This window comes from Sphaerotilus sp., from assembly GCF_041083715.1.
Lineage (GTDB): Bacteria > Pseudomonadota > Gammaproteobacteria > Burkholderiales > Burkholderiaceae_C > Sphaerotilus.
This window is the reverse complement of the sequence record NZ_JBFPGY010000382.1, coordinates 1-16,745: the sequence shown is the minus strand read 5'-3', so window position 1 is coordinate 16,745 and position 16,745 is coordinate 1. Positions and strand designations below refer to the sequence as shown.

The window sequence follows — 16,745 nt, the reverse complement described above, 5'->3', positions numbered from 1 at the left end:
TCGACCACCACCAGCGTGTTGCCGGCGCTGCCGAGCTTGTGCAGCGCGTCGAGCAGGATGCGGTTGTCGCGCGGGTGCAGGCCGATGGTCGGCTCGTCGAGCACGTAGCACACGCCCTGCAGGTTGCTGCCGAGCTGCGCGGCGAGCCGGATGCGCTGCGCCTCGCCGCCGGAGAGCGTGGGCGCGGCGCGGTCCAGCGTCAGGTAGCCCAGCCCCACATCGCCGAGGAAGCTCAGCCGGTTGCGGATCTCGGTCACCACGTCGCGGGCGATGGCGGATTCGCGGCCGTCGAGCTTGTGCGCCTCGATCCAGCGCCGGCCGTCGTCCACCGACTTCGCCGCCACCTCCGCGATCGAGGCCTCGCGGAAGCGCACCGCCCGCGACACCGGGTTCAGCCGCGCGCCATGGCAGGTGCCGCAGGTCTTGTCCTCCGCCAGCCCCTCGACCTCCGGCTCGGCAAACGTCTTCTCGCGGCCCTTGTCGCCGTCGTCCTGCACGCTGTCGTCGAGCGCCTTGCGCTGCTCGCCGGTCAACGTCAGGCCGGTGCCGACGCACTCGGGGCACCAGCCGTGCTTGCTGTTGTAGCTGAACATGCGCGGGTCCAGCTCGGGGTAGCTGGTGCCGCAGGTCGGGCAGGCGCGCTTGGTGGAGAACACCTTGGCCTTGCTGCGGAAGGCGGTGGACAGGAAGCCCGCCGCCAGCGACAGGGACAGCGACTTGGCCGTCAGCGCGGACTTGAGCGGCGTCAGCAGGTGCAGCACGCCCTTGCCATGCTCCAGCGCCTCGGCCAGCGCGGTGCGCAGCCGCGCCTCGTTCGACACATCGACCAGCAGGTCCGCCACCGGCAGCTCGATCGTGTGCTCCTTGTAGCGGTCGAGCTTGGGCCAGGCGTCGGTCGGCAGGAACTCGCCGTCCACCCGCAGGTGCGCATACCCTTTGCCCTTGGCCCACTTGGCGAGGTCGGTGTAGACGCCCTTGCGCCCGATCACCAGCGGCGCGAGCAGACCGATGTGCTGGCCCCGGTGGTCGCGCAGCAGTTGCGCGGCGATGGACTCGGGCGTCTGCGGCTGCACGGCGACCCAGTGCTCGGACGGCGCGTGGAAGTCACTGCAGGCGGGGCAGTACTGCGTGCCGAGCTTGACGTACATCAGCCGCAGGAAGTGCCAGACCTCGGTGGTGGTCGCCACGGTGCTCTTGCGCCCGCCGCGGGACAGGCGCTGCTCGATGGCGACGGTCGGCGGGATGCCCCAGACGGCGTCCACCTCGGGGCGACCGGCCGGCTGCACGATGCTGCGGGCGTAGGCGTTCAGGCTCTCCAGGTAGCGGCGCTGGCCTTCGTTGAAGAGGATGTCGAAGGCGAGCGTCGATTTGCCCGAGCCGGAGACGCCGGTGATGACGGTGAACTTGCCATGCGGGATGTTGACCGACAGCCCCTTGAGGTTGTGCTCCCGCGCATTGACGATCTGGATGGCTCCCCCTCCCAGCGGGAGGGGGTTGGGGGGGAGGGCGCGCCGCTGGCGAACGAGCGTCTGCAGCGGCACGCCAACCCCCTCCCCAGCCCTCCCCCGCTGGGGGAGGGAGTAAGACAGGGCGGGTTCGGTGACCTGGTGGGGGGTGAGGGCGGCGTCGTAGTCGCGCAGCGACTGGCCGGTGTGGCTCGTCGGATGGGCGCGCAGATCGGCCGGCGTGCCTTCGGCGACCAGCTCGCCGCCCGCCTCGCCGCCTTCCGGCCCGAGATCGACGATCCAGTCGCTGGCGCGCACCACGTCGAGGTTGTGCTCGATCACCAGCAGGCTGTGCCCGGCTTCGAGCAGCTTGCGGAACGACCGCATCAGCTTGGCGATGTCGTCGAAGTGCAGGCCGGTGGTCGGCTCGTCGAACAGGAACAGCGTGCCCTTCTTGGCCAGCTTCTGCTTGGTGGCGCTGGCGTTCTTAGCGGCTTCGGCCAGGAAGCCGGACAGCTTCAGCCGCTGCGCCTCGCCGCCCGAGAGCGTTGGCACCGGCTGGCCGAGCTTGACGTAATCCAGCCCCACGTCCGCCAGCGGCTGCAGCGCCCGCACCACCTCGCGGTCCTGCGCGAACAGCCGCACCGCGTCGGCGACGGTCAGCTCCAGCACGTCGGCGATGGACATCTGCTTGCCGAGCCGCTCGATCTTCACCTCGCGCAATTCGGCCCGGTAGCGCGTGCCGTCGCAGTCCGGGCAGCGCAGGTAGACGTCGCTGAGGAACTGCATCTCGACGTGCTCGAAGCCCGAGCCGCCGCAGGTCGGGCAGCGGCCGTCGCCAGCGTTGAAGCTGAACATGCCGGCGGTGTAGCTGCGCTGCTGCGCTTCCGGCAGCGCGGCGAACAGGTCGCGGATCGTGTCGAAGGCGCCGACGTAGCTGGCGGGGTTCGAGCGTGCCGTCTTGCCGATCGGGTTCTGATCGACGAAGACCGCGTCGCTCAGCCAGTCCGCGCCGAGCAGCCGGTCGTGGGCGCCGGGCGACTCGGTGGCCTGCCCGAAATGCCGCGCCAGCGCCGGGGCCAGCACGTCCTGGATCAGCGACGACTTGCCCGAGCCGCTCACGCCCGTGACGCACACCAGCCGCTGCAGCGGGAACTCGACCGTCACGTTCTTCAGGTTGTGCTCGCGCACGCCTTCGAGGACGAGGCGCGGCGTGCTGTCCAGCACCGGCCGCGCCAGGCCGAGGCCGATCGTGCGCCGCGCGCCGAGGTAGGCGCCGGTCAGCGTCTCGGCGCCTTTCAGGTCTTCGGGCGTGCCATCGAAGACGATGCGCCCGCCTTGGGTGCCGGGGCCGGGGCCGAGGTCGATGATCCGGTCGGCGGCCAGCATCACGGCCGGGTCATGCTCAACGACGACCAGCGTGTTGCCCGCGTCGCGCAGCCGCGCCATCGCCTGGTTGATGCGGTCCATGTCGCGGGGATGCAGCCCGATCGACGGCTCGTCCAGCACGAACAGCGTGTTCACCAGCGACGTGCCGAGCGCGGTGGTCAGGTTGATCCGCTGCACCTCGCCGCCCGAGAGCGTGCGGCTCTGGCGGTCCAGCGACAGGTAGCCCAGGCCGACATCGCAGAGGTATTTCAGCCGCGTGCGGATCTCGTCCAGCAGCAATTCGAGTGCGTCGTCCAGCAACTGCGACGGCAGCTCCAGCCCGTCGAAGAAGCGCCGCATCCGGTCGATCGGCAGCAGCATCAGGTCGTGCAGGCTCAGGCCGGGCAGGGCTTCGAGCTGCGCCCGCGACCACTTCACGCCGACCGGCAGGAAGCGTTTTTCCGCCGGCAGCGCCAGATCCGCCTGCGCCTTTTCGCCGAGGCGCCACAGCAGCGATTCCAGCTTCAGCCGCGCCCCACCACAGACGCCGCAGGGCGTGTAGCTGCGGTACTTCGACAAGAGCACGCGGATGTGCATCTTGTAGGCCTTGCTCTCCAGGTACTCGAAGAAGCGCCGCACGCCGTACCACTGGGCTTTCCAGTCGCCATTCCAGTTCGGCGAGCCGTCGATCACCCACGACTGCTGCGCCGGGCTCAACTGGATCCACGCCGTGTCGCGGGGAATGCCGGCGTCGCCTGCGTACTTGAGCAGGTCGTCCTGGCATTCCTTCCACGCCGGCGTCTGCAGCGTCTTGACCGCGCCGCTGCGCAGCGTCTTGCGGTGGTCGGGGATGACCAGCCCGAAGTCCACCCCGATCACCCGCCCGAAGCCGCGGCAGGTCTCGCAGGCGCCGAAGGCCGAGTTGAACGAGAACATCGACGGCTGCGGATGGCTGTAGCGCCGCTCCGACTCGGGACAGTGCAACCCTTGGCTGTACCGCCACACGCTGTCTCCACTCCCTCCCCCAGCGGGGGAGGGCTGGGGAGGGGGAACCCCCGCACCAACCGCATACACATTGCACCGCCCACTCCCCCTCTTCAGCGCCGCCTCCAAGGCTTCTACCACCCGCACCTTCTCCGCGTTCGAGAACCGGAACCGATCCGCGACCACATCGAGCACCTTGCGCGGCCCGGTCAGCGTGGCAACCATGCGCTCGGCCTGCACGCGGGTGTAGCCGCTCGCGGACAGCCATTGCTCGACTTCCTCGGGCGTGACCGTGGCCGGCAGCTCGACCGGGAAGGTGATGACCAGCCGCGGATCGCCCGCCGCCGCGCTGCGTGCCTGCAGATCCAGCCAGATGCTCTGCGGATCGTCCTCGCGCACCGGCTGCGCGGTGTCCTGGTCGAACAACTGCGCGGCGCGGGCGAAGAGGAGCTTCAGGTGGTCGTTCAGCTCCGTCATCGTCCCGACCGTGGAGCGGCTGGTGCGCACCGGGTTGGTCTGGTCGATGGCGATGGCCGGGGGCACGCCTTCCACCGAATCCACCGCCGGCCGGTCCATCCGGTCGAGGAACTGGCGGGCGTAGGCCGAGAAGGTCTCGACGTAGCGCCGCTGGCCCTCGGCGTAGAGCGTGTCGAACACCAGCGACGACTTGCCCGACCCGCTCGGGCCGGTGACGACCGTCAGCTCACCCGTGCGGATGTCGAGGTCGAGGTTCTTGAGGTTGTGCTGGCGGGCGCCACGGATACGGATCAGGCCGGTCATCAGAATGCTCTCGCGGGGCGGAAGCGGAACATTCTAGGGACGCGGCGGCCAGCCTGCCGGCCGCCGCGCCGATGGCCTGTCGCCTGGGGCTCAGTCCGGGACTTTGAGCGTGCTGCCCGTCATCACGATCTGGTCGCCCGCGGCCGGCGCCGTGGCGATGGCCGGCACGTTGGCCGCCGAGAGCGCGGTGGCGCTGGTGGCCCGTGCCGTGGTCCGCACGACCTGGCTGACCGGCAGCGCAGCACCGGTCGTCAGGTGGTTCCACATCGCGTTCAGCGCCTGGTTCAGGTAGGGGTGCAGCGGCACGGCCTTGGTGTCGTAGCCGAGCAGCGCGCCGAAGGCGATGAAGGTGTCGAAGTGCTGCGCGTTCGTCACCTCGATGTAGCGCACCTTGGCGGCGTCCGACGCCGGGTCGGTGAGCTGGTTCTTGCCGAAGTAGGCGCGGGCGGTGTGGTTGATCGGCAGCAGCGTGTCACTGCGACCGGCCACGATGATCGTCGGCTTGCCGCGCAGCTTCGCCGTGAGCTGCACCGCGTTCACGCCGGCGATCACGCGGTCGGACTGGGCCTTGAGCGTGCCGGTGAGCGTGGCGCCCGTGGCCTCGTCCTGGCCGGTGACCAGCGAGCGCAGGCACAGCGCGCCGTCGAGCGCGAAGTCGGCCGTGCCGCTGGTGGGCGAGGTGGCCAGGAAGTCGAGCCTGGCGCCGCCGACCGACCGGTCGTAGACAAGGTTCACGCCGCCGGTCGGCGGGATGCCGTTGCCGCTGGCGAACAGGCCGGCCTGCGTGGCGGCGACCTGGGCGATGACGTTGCCGGTGGCGTCGGTGTTCGCCATGCTGAAGCCGCACACGCTGTCGGTGACGCTGAAGCGGCCGTAGGTGTTGACGTAGGTGACGGCGATCGAGTTGGTGGCGAAGCGGTAGTGCGACTGCTGGAAGAAGTTGCTCTCGGCCTGCCAGCCGTAGCGGTTGAGCTTGGCGAGCGCGGCATCGGCCTGCTCGGCGAGCGTGGCGCCGGTCAGCAGGCCGCGGGCGGCGAGGGCGGTGCAGCGGTTCTGTGCGGCCGTGGTGAACGCCGCCGGCCAGAACGCGGCGGCCAGCACCTGGCTCGCCTGCAACGACAGCGCGGCGCAGGGCTGGTAGACGTTGGCGTAGGTGAAGTAGTCGATCAGCGGCTTGCTGTGGGTCGCCACCGTGGCTGCGCCTTGCTGGATCGTCAGGCCACCGTTGGCGCCGGGCTGCGCGTTCGGCTCGGAGACCGCGATGCCGTCGATCAGGCCCTCGGTGTCCTGCTCGGCCGCTGCCAGCGCCGCGCCGCCACCGTTCGACACCGACGAGGCGATGACGATGGTGTTGCCGGGGACGATGGTGCGGACCTTCTTGTTCGCGTCGGCCGCGGTGGCTGTGCCGTAGCGCTCGTTGAGCACGTAGAAGGCCAGCCGCACTGCGTCGAGCGTGTTCCTGCCCCAGTCCTTCTCGGGGTTCTGCTGCGAGTGGGCGTGCTTGTAGGCGACGCGGTTCGGCGTGGCGGCGTTGAAGGCGGCGACCTCCGACGCGGCGGCGGCCGACTGGAACAGCGCCTTGCCGGCGGCGGTGGCGGCGTCGAGCATCGTGCCGTCGCGGGCCATCACGGCGCCGCTGGTCAGGTCGTGCAGGCCGTTGCCGCTGCCCTTGTCGGTGTAGGCGACCGCGCAGCCGCGTTTCAGGCCCCATTCACCGGCCGTGCCGATCGCGCCATAGACCCCACGCGAGCCGGACGAGGTCGCGGTGACGATGCAGGGCCGGCCGGGCTGGAAGCTGTCGGGGATCTGCACCATCAGCGTGACGTTCTGGCGGCCGGTGCCATCGTCGGCGTAGGCGATGTATTCGCGGCCGGCGATCTTGCCTTCGCCGAGCGTGTTGCCGCCGCTCAGGTCGATGTTCGGACCAAAGAACACGCCCATGCCGCCTGCGGCGGTGTAATCGACCAGCGCGCGGTAGTTGTTGTAGACGGCGTTGCGGCGCAGCTCGGTCGCGGTCGGTGCGGCGGGCACGGCGTAGGCGGGTGCGGCGCCCATCAGGCCGGTCTTGCCGAGGCCGGCGGTCAGCAGGTCGTCGGCCGTGCCGTCATAGACCTTCTCGGCGATGGCGCCGGACAGGCCGGCCGGCAGGGTGTTGATGTCTTCGCTGCTGGTGCTGGAGGCACAACCGCCGAGGACGAGGGCGGTGAGGGCGGCGGCAGCGGCCACGGGGGTGCGTGTCGGGACCAGGGTCGGCTTGTTCATTGGAATCTCCCAGGGAAGGTGCCCGGAGGTGCCGGGTGGACTGACCTTGCCACGCTGGCAGATTCACGCCATGCCGTAATCCCCCGGACCAGTGAAAACCCCGAGACGATCGTGGTGCAGCCGCGGTGTGGTGCCGGGGATCACTGCACCAGCGTGGTGAGCTGGCCCAGCGCGGAGAGGTCCATCGGCTCGAAACGGCTGAAACGCAGATCCTCCAGGATTTTCTTGCCGGATGGATCGGTGTCCATGCCACACAGCACGGCACGCACGTCCTCGATCCGATCGGCCAGTTCAGGGCCGATGCAGAAGCAGTGCGAGGCGCTCTGGCTCTCGGTGGCCGCGACGACTTCCAGCGCGTCGCGGGTCGAGGCACTCAGGCCGTGCCAGGTTTCGTTGAAGACGAAGCCGACGTCGGCCTGCCCGCCCAGCACCGCCTGTGCCGCCTTGAGGTGGTTGCCGGCCATGTGGAAGCTGCAGTCGGCCAGCGCAATCTGCAGCTGGTTCAGCAGCGTCAGCCCGAGGAAGTGCACGATCAGCTTGTCGGTGGCCGACGCGACTTTCAGCGGCCGTGCCGCCGGCAGACCGACGCCGCGGCGGGCCACCAGCATCGTCTCGTCGAACACGCCCGCCGGCCGTGCAACCGGCACGAAACCGCGCTCGTGCACGTACTTCAGCGCGCTGTACGGGTTGGCGTAGACGAGGTGGAATCCACCAGCGAGTACCTGCTCGCGCTCGACATTGAAGTTGTCGCAGGGCTCGAAGCGCATGGCCAACCCCAGCTTGCGTTGCAGGTAGGTGTTGATCAGGAACCAGCCGGCGAGGTTCTTGGCGGTGTCGTGCGGACAGACGGAGAGTTGGTAGCGGGTAGACATCTTGTGGAACGGAAACCCTGTGGCGATGGCACTGATTCTCCGTGGCCCCGCTGACGCCGAACGTCCGGAGACCCGTGGAACTTCGGGGTTTCTCTTCAGCCCATCAGCGCACAGGGCACCGACCAGAGCAGCTGCCCGGGCGGGGCCGTGCGGTGGGCCTGGACCGTGAGGCAGGTCAGCGAGGCCTTCTTGACCCGCACGATCGGGTGCGGACTGCCGAGCAGGCGGCTGATCAGGTCGGACAGATCCGGCTCGTGGCCGACCATCCACAGCGAGCCGGCGGCCGGGCTGGTGTCGATGGTGTCGCGCAGGTGGGCGAGCGCTTCCTGCGCCGGGGTGCCGAGTCGCAGCCAGTCGACGATCTGCGGCATGGGGCAGTCGGGCAGGCGGTGGCTGAACTGGGTGGCCGTCTCGACCGCCCGCACCAGCGGGCTGCAGAGCAGGCGCTGTGGCAGCAGACCCTGGCGCTCGCAGAAGCCCGCCACGGCGCGGGCCTGGCTGAGGCCTTTTTCGGTGAGGGCACGCTCGGCATCCGGGATCGGCAGGGTGCGGTCCTGGGCCGTGGCGTGGCGGAGGAAGTACAGGCGGGTGGTCACGGTGGCCATTGTCGCCTCCCGGATGGGGGCTGGCCAGAAGGGAAGCTGTTGGAATCCGGCTCCGCGTCGCGTGGGGTCTGAACCTGGCGCTCTCTGCACCTCAGCCCGCGGCGATGGGATCGTCAGATTCCAACAGCGCCACCGTCAGCGCGCCGCACGGGGCGTGCGCTGCGCAGTCGTTGTCGTTGCCCGGTGCGTCCCGGGACAACATGGACTGCATTGACGCATGGTGCCGCGCAGGGCAAGTAACCAGATCTGCCCCGTACCTTGGACGGGGTTGGACCATCCGGGCGGCCCCCGAGGGGCTGTATCCCATGAAAAACGTGCAAATTACCCATTTTTCAGAGGATGACCCCATGGTTCAGGGATTCCGTTGCAAGTGCTTTCGATGCGTGCGGTAACAAACCTGCACCGGATCGTCACACAGTCGGGGCGCTGGCTTCCCGGTTTCGGGCGTGTGCCATGAACCAGTCGATCGCGTCGGCATTGGCAATCGCGTCGCGGCGCAGGACCGTGTCGGGGGCTGCGCCCAGCAACAGCCGCTTGACCGGCAGCTCCATCTTCTTGCCCGACAGCGTGCGTGGAATGTCCGGTACGGCGTGGATCTCGTCGGGCAGGTGGCGCGCCGATGCGTGGGTGGCGATGGCGTGGCGCAGGCGCTCCTGCAGCGCCTCGTCCAGCGCAGTGCCGGTCCGCAGCACCACGAACAGCAGCAACCGGTGTGGCTGGCCGGGGGGGTCGAGGTCAACGGCCAGGCTGTCGAGCACCTCGGGCACTGATTCGACCGCCCGGTAGAGGTCGGCGGTGCCCAGGCGGATGCCATGGCGGTTGAGCGTGGCGTCGCTGCGGCCCAGGATGACGGCGCCGGTGTAGCCGTGCTCCGGGTGCGGCACCAGCCGGATCCAGTCGCCGTGGCGCCAGATGGCCGAGCCGCCGTCGCGGGCTGGGTAGTGGGCGAAATAGCTCTCGGTCAGGCGCAGGTCGCCGTCGTCGCGCCAGAAGCGCAGGGGCATCGAAGGCATCGGCCGCGTGCAGACCAGCTCGCCCACGGTGTCGGCCAGTGGCTGTCCGCGGCCGGTGGTGTCCGGTTCGCTCCAGGCTTCGACCGCCGCGCCCAGGCAGCGGCACTGCATCTCGCCGCGCACGTTCGGCAGCGTCGGCAGTCCGCCGACGAAGGCGCCGGCGAAGTCGGTGCCGCCGGCGATGGAGGTGATCCAGATCGGCAGGCCATTCACCGGCGGCAGGTGTGCCCACAGCCAGTCGTAGCACTCCGGCGCCAGCGGCGAGCCCGTCGAGCCGATGGCCCGCAGCGCGGACAGGTCCGCCACGCGGCGCAGGTCGATGTCGGCCTTCACCACGCCGGCATGGAAAGCCGCACCCGCGCCGAAGAAGGTCACCCCGGTCTCGCCGACGAACTGCCACAGGCGCGTCCAGTCGGGTGATTCGGTGCTGCCGGCAGGGTGGCCGTCGAAGAGACAGAGGGTGGTGCCGCCGAGCAGTCCGCCGACCTGCAGGTTCCACATCACCCAGCCGGTCGACGAGGTCCAGTGGAAACGGTCGCCGGTGTCGACGGTGGGGCCGAGGTTGTTGTGCAGGGTGTTGAGCTTCAGCGACTCCAGCACGATGCCGCCGTGGCCGTGCACGATGGGCTTGGGCAGGCCGGTGGTGCCGCTGGAGTAGACGATCCACAGCGGGTGGTCGAAGGGCAGCCACTCGGCTTCGAATTCAGGGTTGCCGGCCAGCAGCGGGCGCAGGTCGTAGGCGCGCCGGCCGGGCTGGATGAACTCGTCGACCTCGGCGTCCTTGTCGAGGCAGGGCCACAGGACCACGTGCTCGACGCTGGGCAGGCCGTCCAGCAGGGTGTGGACCAGCGGCAGGCGGTCGTGGTCACGGCCGCCGTACGTGGTGCCGTCGCAGGCGATCAGCACCTTGGGCTCGATCTGGCGGAAGCGGTCGAGCACGGCCTGCGCGCCCATGTCCGGCGAGCACACCGACCAGATCGCCCCCAGGCTGGCGCAGGCGAGGAAGGCCACCACTGTCTGCGGCGCATTGGGCAGGTAGGCGACGACGCGGTCGTTGCGCTGCACGCCCATGCCGCGCAGCGCCACCGCCAGCGAGGCGACCTCGCGGCGCAGTTCCGGCCAGCTCAGCGAGAGCGTGCGGCCGGCGTCCTGCAGCATCTCGTTGCGGAACAGGATGGCGGGGATGTCGGCACCGTGCGCGGCGTCGGCATGGCGGAAGACCTGGCGGGCGTAGTTGAGCTGCGTGCCTGGAAACCAGACGGCACCCGGCATGCGCTCGTCGGCCAGTGCCCGGGTCGGCGGGGTGGGCGACTCGATCTCGAAATAGTCCCAGACCGATTGCCAGAACCCCTCCAGGTCGGTGACCGACCACTGCCACAGGGCGTCGTAGGTGTCGAACGGGCGCTGGCGGTGGTGGGCCAGCCAGCGGAGGTAGCGGGTGATCTGCGGCTCGTGGGGCGCCATGTCGGATCCAGTGTTCAGCTGTTACAGCGAAAGATGCCAACTTTTTATCAGAAACAGGCCCGTGTCGGCTATTTCGGTGTCGGTGCCTTCTGCGCCTCGATGTCGATGTATGGCCACCAGGTCAGCCAGAACGGCGCCCGCCGGTAGCCGATCACCTGGGGCTGCGTCAGGTCGGTGATGAGGCGGTGGACGTGGAAGCGGTAGGGCGCGTAGGCCAGCAGCAGCCGGTTGGCTTCGCGGAAGGCGGCCAGCCGCTCGGGGCCGTCGGGCAGCGCGGTGATGCGGTCATAGACCTGGTCGAAGGCCGGGAGCTGGAAACGCGCCATGTTGCCCTTGCCGACCGAAGCGCTGTAGCCGCACTCCAGTGCGCCTTGTCCGTCCGGCGAGCCGGCGCTGGAGCCCACGCGCCACACCATGAACTTGCCGGCGCGGGTCGACTTGAGGTTTTCGCTCCACTGGCCGACCTTCAGCTCCACCTTCAGCCCGAGCGTGTCCATGTTCTTCTTGTAGATCTCGTCGAGCTGGCGGCTGGTCTGGTCGGCCTGCGTCAGGATGACGAGGGTCAGCTTCGAGCCGTCCGGGCGTTCGCGCCAGCCATCGCCGTCGCGGTCGACGTAGCCCCAGGTGTCGAGCAGGGCGCGGGCGCGGGCTGGCTGGTACGTGCCGATCTCGGTGCGCAGCGCGGGGTCGTGGCCGTAGGTGCCGGGCTGGATGCCGGCCTGTGCGGGCATGGCTTCGCCGCGTCGGCCGAGGCGGATCTCGCGCTGGATGTCCAGTCCCAGGCTGATGGCGCGGCGCAGCGCCACCTGCTGCGGTGCCAGGCCGCCGACCAGCGGGTCCTCCATGTTGAAGACGGTCATCGTCACGTCCGAGCCCGCGATGCGGTACTTGCGGATGCCTTTCTTCGCGAGATGGGGTGCGAGTTCGCCCTTCACCAGCGCCTGCGGGATGTAGTCGGCCGGCACGCGCTCCAGCAGATCCTGCTCGCCATTGAGGAAGGCGAGCCAGCGCGGCTGCGCCTCCTCGATGATCGACACCTCGACGCGGTCGAGCATGGGAATGCGCCGGCCCTTGAAGCGCGCCAGCAGCGCCCGGCCTTCGGTGTCGTCGGCGTTGGGGGTGGCGTCGTAGAAGCGCTCGCGGTAGCCGGTGAAGCGCTCCATCACGATCATGGAGCTGCGCCGCCACTCGGCGAGCCGGAAGGGGCCGGTGCCGACGGGGTGCTCCATCACCTTGTCACCGTAGAACTCGACCACCTCGCGTGCCATCGCTTCCATGCCGGCCAGCGTGTAGAGGAACCGGGGCCGCGATTCGCGCAGCCGGAAGCGCAGCGTGTAGCGGTCCAGCGCCTGCGCGCCCTCCACCGGCTGGTTGTAGTCGAAGGGCTGCTTCGACTGGATCGCCGCATCGCGCAGTGCCTGCAGGCCGACGATGCCCTGCTCCTCCAGCGAGGTGTGGCCGGGGCTCTTGGTGGCGGGGTCGTAGTAGCGCTTGAGGGTGTAGACGTAGTCCTCGGCGGTCAGCTCGCGGGGTTGGCCCTTGAAGGCCGGGTCGTCGTGGAACCGGATGCCGGGACGGATCTTGAGCGTGAACGTGCGGTGGTCGTCGGCGATCTCGGGCAGCGCGACCGCCGTGCAGGGCCGGATCAGGAAGGGCCGCGCGAGGTGGTCGTACTCCAGCAGCGTCTCGAAGATGTGCGCGGTGATGGTGTGCGAGTAGAGGTCGCTGAGCTGCACCGGGTCGAAGCCGGTCTCGGCCGCCGGAAAGGCGTAGCGCAGCACCTTGAGGGAGGCGGCCGTACCGGCTTCGGCCGCCTGCAGCCAGTCCGGGGTGGCCATCAGGCCGGCGCCAGCCGCAGCGGCGGTCAGCAGATCACGTCGCGTCGGGGTCACAGGCGCCTCCAGGCAGCAGGGGAAAGCGCGTCAGCCGCGGGCGGCGTTGAGCTGGTCGCGGGTGGCGAGCGCGACGCGGCGTGCGGCCTCGGCGAAGTCCTCGCCGCGGCTGGCATAGAGCACGGCGCGCGAGCTGTTGACGACGATGGTGCCCGCCGCGGTCAGGCCCGCCTTGACGGTCGACTCTGCATCACCACCCTGCGCGCCGACGCCGGGGATCAGCAGCGGCAGCGTCGGCGCGATCTCGCGCACCCGGGCGATCTCGGCCGGGAAGGTGGCGCCGACGACCAGCCCGATCTGGCCGGTGCTGTTCCACTCGGTCTGCGCGAGGTGCGCCAGGTGCTCGAACAGCCGCGGCTGGCCCGGCACGTCGGCCAGGCGCTGCATCTGCCAGTCGTTGCCGCCGGGGTTGGAGGTGCGGCACAGCAGGATCACGCCCTTGTCGGCGTACGCCAGGAAGGGCTCGATCGTGTCGCGGCCCATGAACGGCGACAGCGTGACGGCGTCCGCCCGGTAGCGCACGAAGGCCTCGCGGGCGTACTGCTCGGCGGTCGAGCCGATGTCGCCGCGCTTGGCGTCGAGGATGACGGGCACGTCGGGCGCGACCGCCTTCATGTGCGCCATCAGCTGTTCGAGCTGGTCCTCGGCGCGGTGGGCGGCGAAGTAGGCGATCTGCGGCTTGAAGGCGCAGACGAGGTCCTTCGTCGCGTCCACGATGGCGGCGCAGAAGTCGTAGATCCGCTCCGTGTCACCTGCCCAGGATCCGGGGAATTTCGACGGTTCGGGGTCGAGGCCGACGCAGAGGAGCGAGTGGTTCTTCTGCGTGGCGCGGGAGAGCTGGGTGGTGAAGGTCATGGTCCGCCGATCAGCCGCCGATGCGCCGCGCCAGCGTCGCCGCCATCCCCGTGTAGCTCCCCGGCGTCATCGCCAGCAGCCGGTCCTTCTCGTGCGCCGGCAGCTCCAGCGCCTCGACGAAGCCGCGCATCAGCTCCGCCGTCATCGGCTGCCCGCGCGTGAACTTCTTGAGCTGTTCATACGGCTCGGGCAGGCTGTAGCGGCGCATCACCGTCTGGATCGGCTCGGCCAGCACTTCCCAGGCATCGTCCAGGTCGTTCGCCAGCGCCGCGGCGTTCAGCTCCAGCTTGTCCAGGCCGCGCAGCAGGCTGTCGTAGCCGAGCAGCGCGTAGCCCAGCGCCACACCCATGTTGCGCAGCACGGTCGAGTCGGTCAGATCCCGCTGCCAGCGGCTCACCGGCAGCTTCTGCGCCAGATGGGTCAGCAGCGCGCTGGCCAGGCCGAAGTTGCCCTCGGCGTTCTCGAAGTCGATCGGGTTGACCTTGTGCGGCATGGTGGACGAGCCGACCTCGCCTTCCTTGGTCTTCTGCTTGAAGAAGCCCAGCGAGATGTAGCCCCACACGTCGCGCGCCCAGTCGATCAGGATCGTGTCGACGCGGGTGAAGGCGTCGAACAGCTCGGCCATGTAGTCGTGCGGCTCGATCTGGATGGTGTACGGATTGAAGCTCAGGCCCAGCGCACCCTCGATGACGCCGCGGCTGAAGCCTTCCCAGTCGTGTTCGGGGTAGGCCGACAGGTGGGCGTTGTAGTTGCCGACGGCGCCGTTCATCTTGGCCAGCAGCTTGACGTCGGCGATGCGGGCGCGGGCATTCTGCAGGCGCGCCACGACGTTGGCGATTTCCTTGCCGACGGTGGTCGGGCTGGCGGTCTGGCCGTGGGTGCGGCTGAGCATGGGCACGGCGGCGAACTGCTGCGCCTGCGCGGTCATCTTCGCGATCACCTTGTCGAGCATCGGCAGCATCACCTCGTCGCGGGCGCTTTTCAGCATCAGCGCGTGGCTGGTGTTGTTGATGTCCTCGCTGGTGCAGGCGAAGTGGACGAACTCGCCCATGCGCTCCAGCTCGGTGTGGCCTTGGATGCGGCGCTTGATCCAGTACTCGACGGCCTTGACGTCGTGGTTGGTGGTCTTCTCGATGTCCTTGATCGCCTGCGCGTCCTCTTCCTTGAAGTGGATGACGAGCGAGCGCAGCAGGCCGCGCGCGGCCTCGGACAGCGCCGGAAATTCGGCGAAGCCGGCGTCCGACAGTGCGATGAACCACTCGATCTCGACCTGCACGCGGCGGTGCATCAGGCCGAACTCGCTCAGCAGCGGGCGCAGGGCGGAGACCTTGGCGGCGTAGCGGCCATCGAGCGGCGACAGGGCGGTCAGGGACGTGAACTGGGGGAGGAGCATGGTCGGACTCGATGCGGTGGGGGCGTTGGGCACTGATTTTACCGGGCGCACATGCCGGCAGGCCGCCAGCCCCGGTGGGGGTGGCGGCCTGCTGAAGGGTTGGCCGTGGAAGCCGGTCCTGCCGTGCGTGTCGGATCAGGCGTTGTAGAACTGCAGCAGCGGGCCGTCACCGACGCCGCCGACCGGTCCGGGCACGAAGCCAGGGGCCGGGCCACGCATCGTGATGGTGACGGCCATCCGGTAAGCGCCGGCGGGGACAGCGCCGGCCGGGAAAGCGAAGTTCACCGTGTAGTTCGCCGGCGAGCTGGCCACGAGCGGTGTCGACTGCACGTTGCCGGGCAGCGTGAACGGTGCACCGCCCATGCGGTCCATGTAGACGGTGACTTCCCAGCTGCCCGCCAGCAGCGGGCTCAGCGGTCCCGTGGTCTGCCAGGCCACCTGCACACCCCAGGCCTGGTCCGAGCGGATGCTGTGGACCGGGCTGAGTACCGGCGGGAACGGACCACCCGGGGGCAGTTCGGAGACGGTGGCGGTCGCGCTCGGCGTCACGTCGAACAGGGGCAGACCTTCTTCGATGTCGATGGTGAAAGGATTGGCCATGATCTTCTCCTTGGGAACGGTTGGTGGATGGGTCGGCGGTCCTGAGGCAGTGGCTGCCGACGGAATTGACTGTAGAAGTCGGCTGTTAGCCACTGAATGGCTGGTCGATTGCGTCAGCAATTAGCACCAGCGGTGTTTCGGGTTAAGCGCCCGACCCTGCGGAGCCCGTGCCGGCGCGAGCCGCATGTGGCGGATCAGACGGCTTCGCGGCGTGCGATGCAGCGGTACAGCGCAGTGGTTTCAGCGTCGGGATTCAGCCCGAGCTGGCGGCGCAGCATGGCCATGCACTGCCGGTACTGGCGCTCGGCGAGCTGCGGCTGACCGAGGCGGGCGTAGCAGCGCATCAGCCGGCGGTGCGCGGTTTCGTTGCACTCGTCCAGACCGAGGTGGCGTTGGGTCGTGCGCAGGCAGCCATGCAGGTCGCCCCGGTCTTCGCGCAGCTCCGACAGGCGTCCGAGTACCTGATTGAGCCTGTCCCGCAGCAGCTGCGACCGTGCGACGAGCACCCGCTCGTGTTCGCTCTCGTCGACCAGATCGGTGCGGTAGAGGGTGGCGGCGACTTCGTAGTGGGCGATGGCCTGTGCGGTGAGGCCGGCGGTGTCGGCTTGTTCGCCCAGGCCCGCCTGCAGCTCGAATTGTTCGACATCGAGCCAGATTTCGCCCGCAGTGACGATCTGGTAGCCGTCGTCACTGCACTGGAGCAGGCCCGGGTCGTGCAACTGGTGCCGCACGCGGTGCAGGACGACATTGAGGTTGTTCCGCGCCGCCGCGGCATCCGCCTCCGGCCAGAACAGATTGCACAGGCGCGCCCGCGAGGTCGGCCGCCTTCGGTGCAGCAGCAGGTACATCAGCAGCGCGCGGGCCTTGCCCCGCGGCAGGTCCAGCACCTGGGAGGATCCGACCCAGATCTGCAGGCCGTCCAGCATCTGCACACTCAGCGTGGCTTGCATGGCCGCCGCCGCCTGGGCTTGTGCGGGTGGGTTGGCGGTCTCCGGGGGATGGCGAGACGCGGTGTCTGCGCTGTTCGATCTTGGCGTTGCCCACTGGTTCAGTGTCGCATCCCATGCACCCAGCAGCATCCGGGTGGCGGCAAGGATGTTGGCCAGCCCACCTGGAGCGGCCAGATCTGAGGCGGGCGACGGCGTGGCGGCAGTCAGAGGGGCTGTCGGCGCTTGCGTCACGTGGGAACTCCGTCCGGGTCATCGACGGATC

General features: G+C 69.3%; 10 protein-coding genes. All 10 read right to left on the bottom strand.

The window, feature by feature from the left end:
• On the bottom strand, window positions 1–4,580 hold a 4,580-nt coding region (gene uvrA / locus AB3X43_RS17930), incomplete at its 3' end, for an excinuclease ABC subunit UvrA (protein WP_369431233.1).
• Window positions 4,581–4,667: 87 nt separating this feature from the next.
• Window positions 4,668–6,839 (bottom strand): 3-hydroxybutyrate oligomer hydrolase family protein, encoded by a 2,172-nt coding sequence (locus AB3X43_RS17925; RefSeq protein WP_369431232.1) that lies wholly within the window; start codon window positions 6,837–6,839, stop codon window positions 4,668–4,670.
• A 140-nt stretch (window positions 6,840–6,979) separates the two neighbouring features.
• Window positions 6,980–7,711 (bottom strand): PhnD/SsuA/transferrin family substrate-binding protein, encoded by a 732-nt coding sequence (locus AB3X43_RS17920; protein ID WP_369431231.1) that lies wholly within the window; start codon window positions 7,709–7,711, stop codon window positions 6,980–6,982.
• A gap of 95 nt (window positions 7,712–7,806) precedes the next feature.
• Entirely contained in the window at window positions 7,807–8,307 is a 501-nt protein-coding gene (locus tag AB3X43_RS17915; protein ID WP_369431230.1) for a SixA phosphatase family protein, read from the bottom strand.
• A 419-nt stretch (window positions 8,308–8,726) separates the two neighbouring features.
• Window positions 8,727–10,793 carry an acetoacetate--CoA ligase gene (locus AB3X43_RS17910; RefSeq protein ID WP_369431229.1) on the bottom strand — a complete coding sequence of 689 codons (2,067 nt, stop codon included), beginning with the start codon at window positions 10,791–10,793 and terminating at the stop codon, window positions 8,727–8,729.
• Between the two features lie 68 nt (window positions 10,794–10,861).
• Window positions 10,862–12,685 (bottom strand): ABC transporter substrate-binding protein, encoded by a 1,824-nt coding sequence (locus tag AB3X43_RS17905; RefSeq protein ID WP_369431228.1) that lies wholly within the window; start codon window positions 12,683–12,685, stop codon window positions 10,862–10,864.
• A gap of 30 nt (window positions 12,686–12,715) precedes the next feature.
• Entirely contained in the window at window positions 12,716–13,540 is an 825-nt protein-coding gene (gene pyrF, locus AB3X43_RS17900; RefSeq protein WP_369431227.1) for an orotidine-5'-phosphate decarboxylase, read from the bottom strand.
• A 10-nt stretch (window positions 13,541–13,550) separates the two neighbouring features.
• Complete coding sequence (purB, locus tag AB3X43_RS17895; protein WP_369431226.1) at window positions 13,551–14,933, bottom strand: adenylosuccinate lyase; 1,383 nt, start codon at window positions 14,931–14,933, stop codon at window positions 13,551–13,553.
• Between the two features lie 135 nt (window positions 14,934–15,068).
• On the bottom strand, window positions 15,069–15,533 hold the full coding sequence (locus AB3X43_RS17890) for a hypothetical protein (RefSeq protein WP_369431225.1): 465 nt from the start codon (window positions 15,531–15,533) through the stop codon (window positions 15,069–15,071).
• A gap of 194 nt (window positions 15,534–15,727) precedes the next feature.
• Window positions 15,728–16,714 (bottom strand): AfsR/SARP family transcriptional regulator, encoded by a 987-nt coding sequence (locus AB3X43_RS17885; RefSeq protein ID WP_369431224.1) that lies wholly within the window; start codon window positions 16,712–16,714, stop codon window positions 15,728–15,730.
• Window positions 16,715–16,745: the final 31 nt, after the last annotated feature.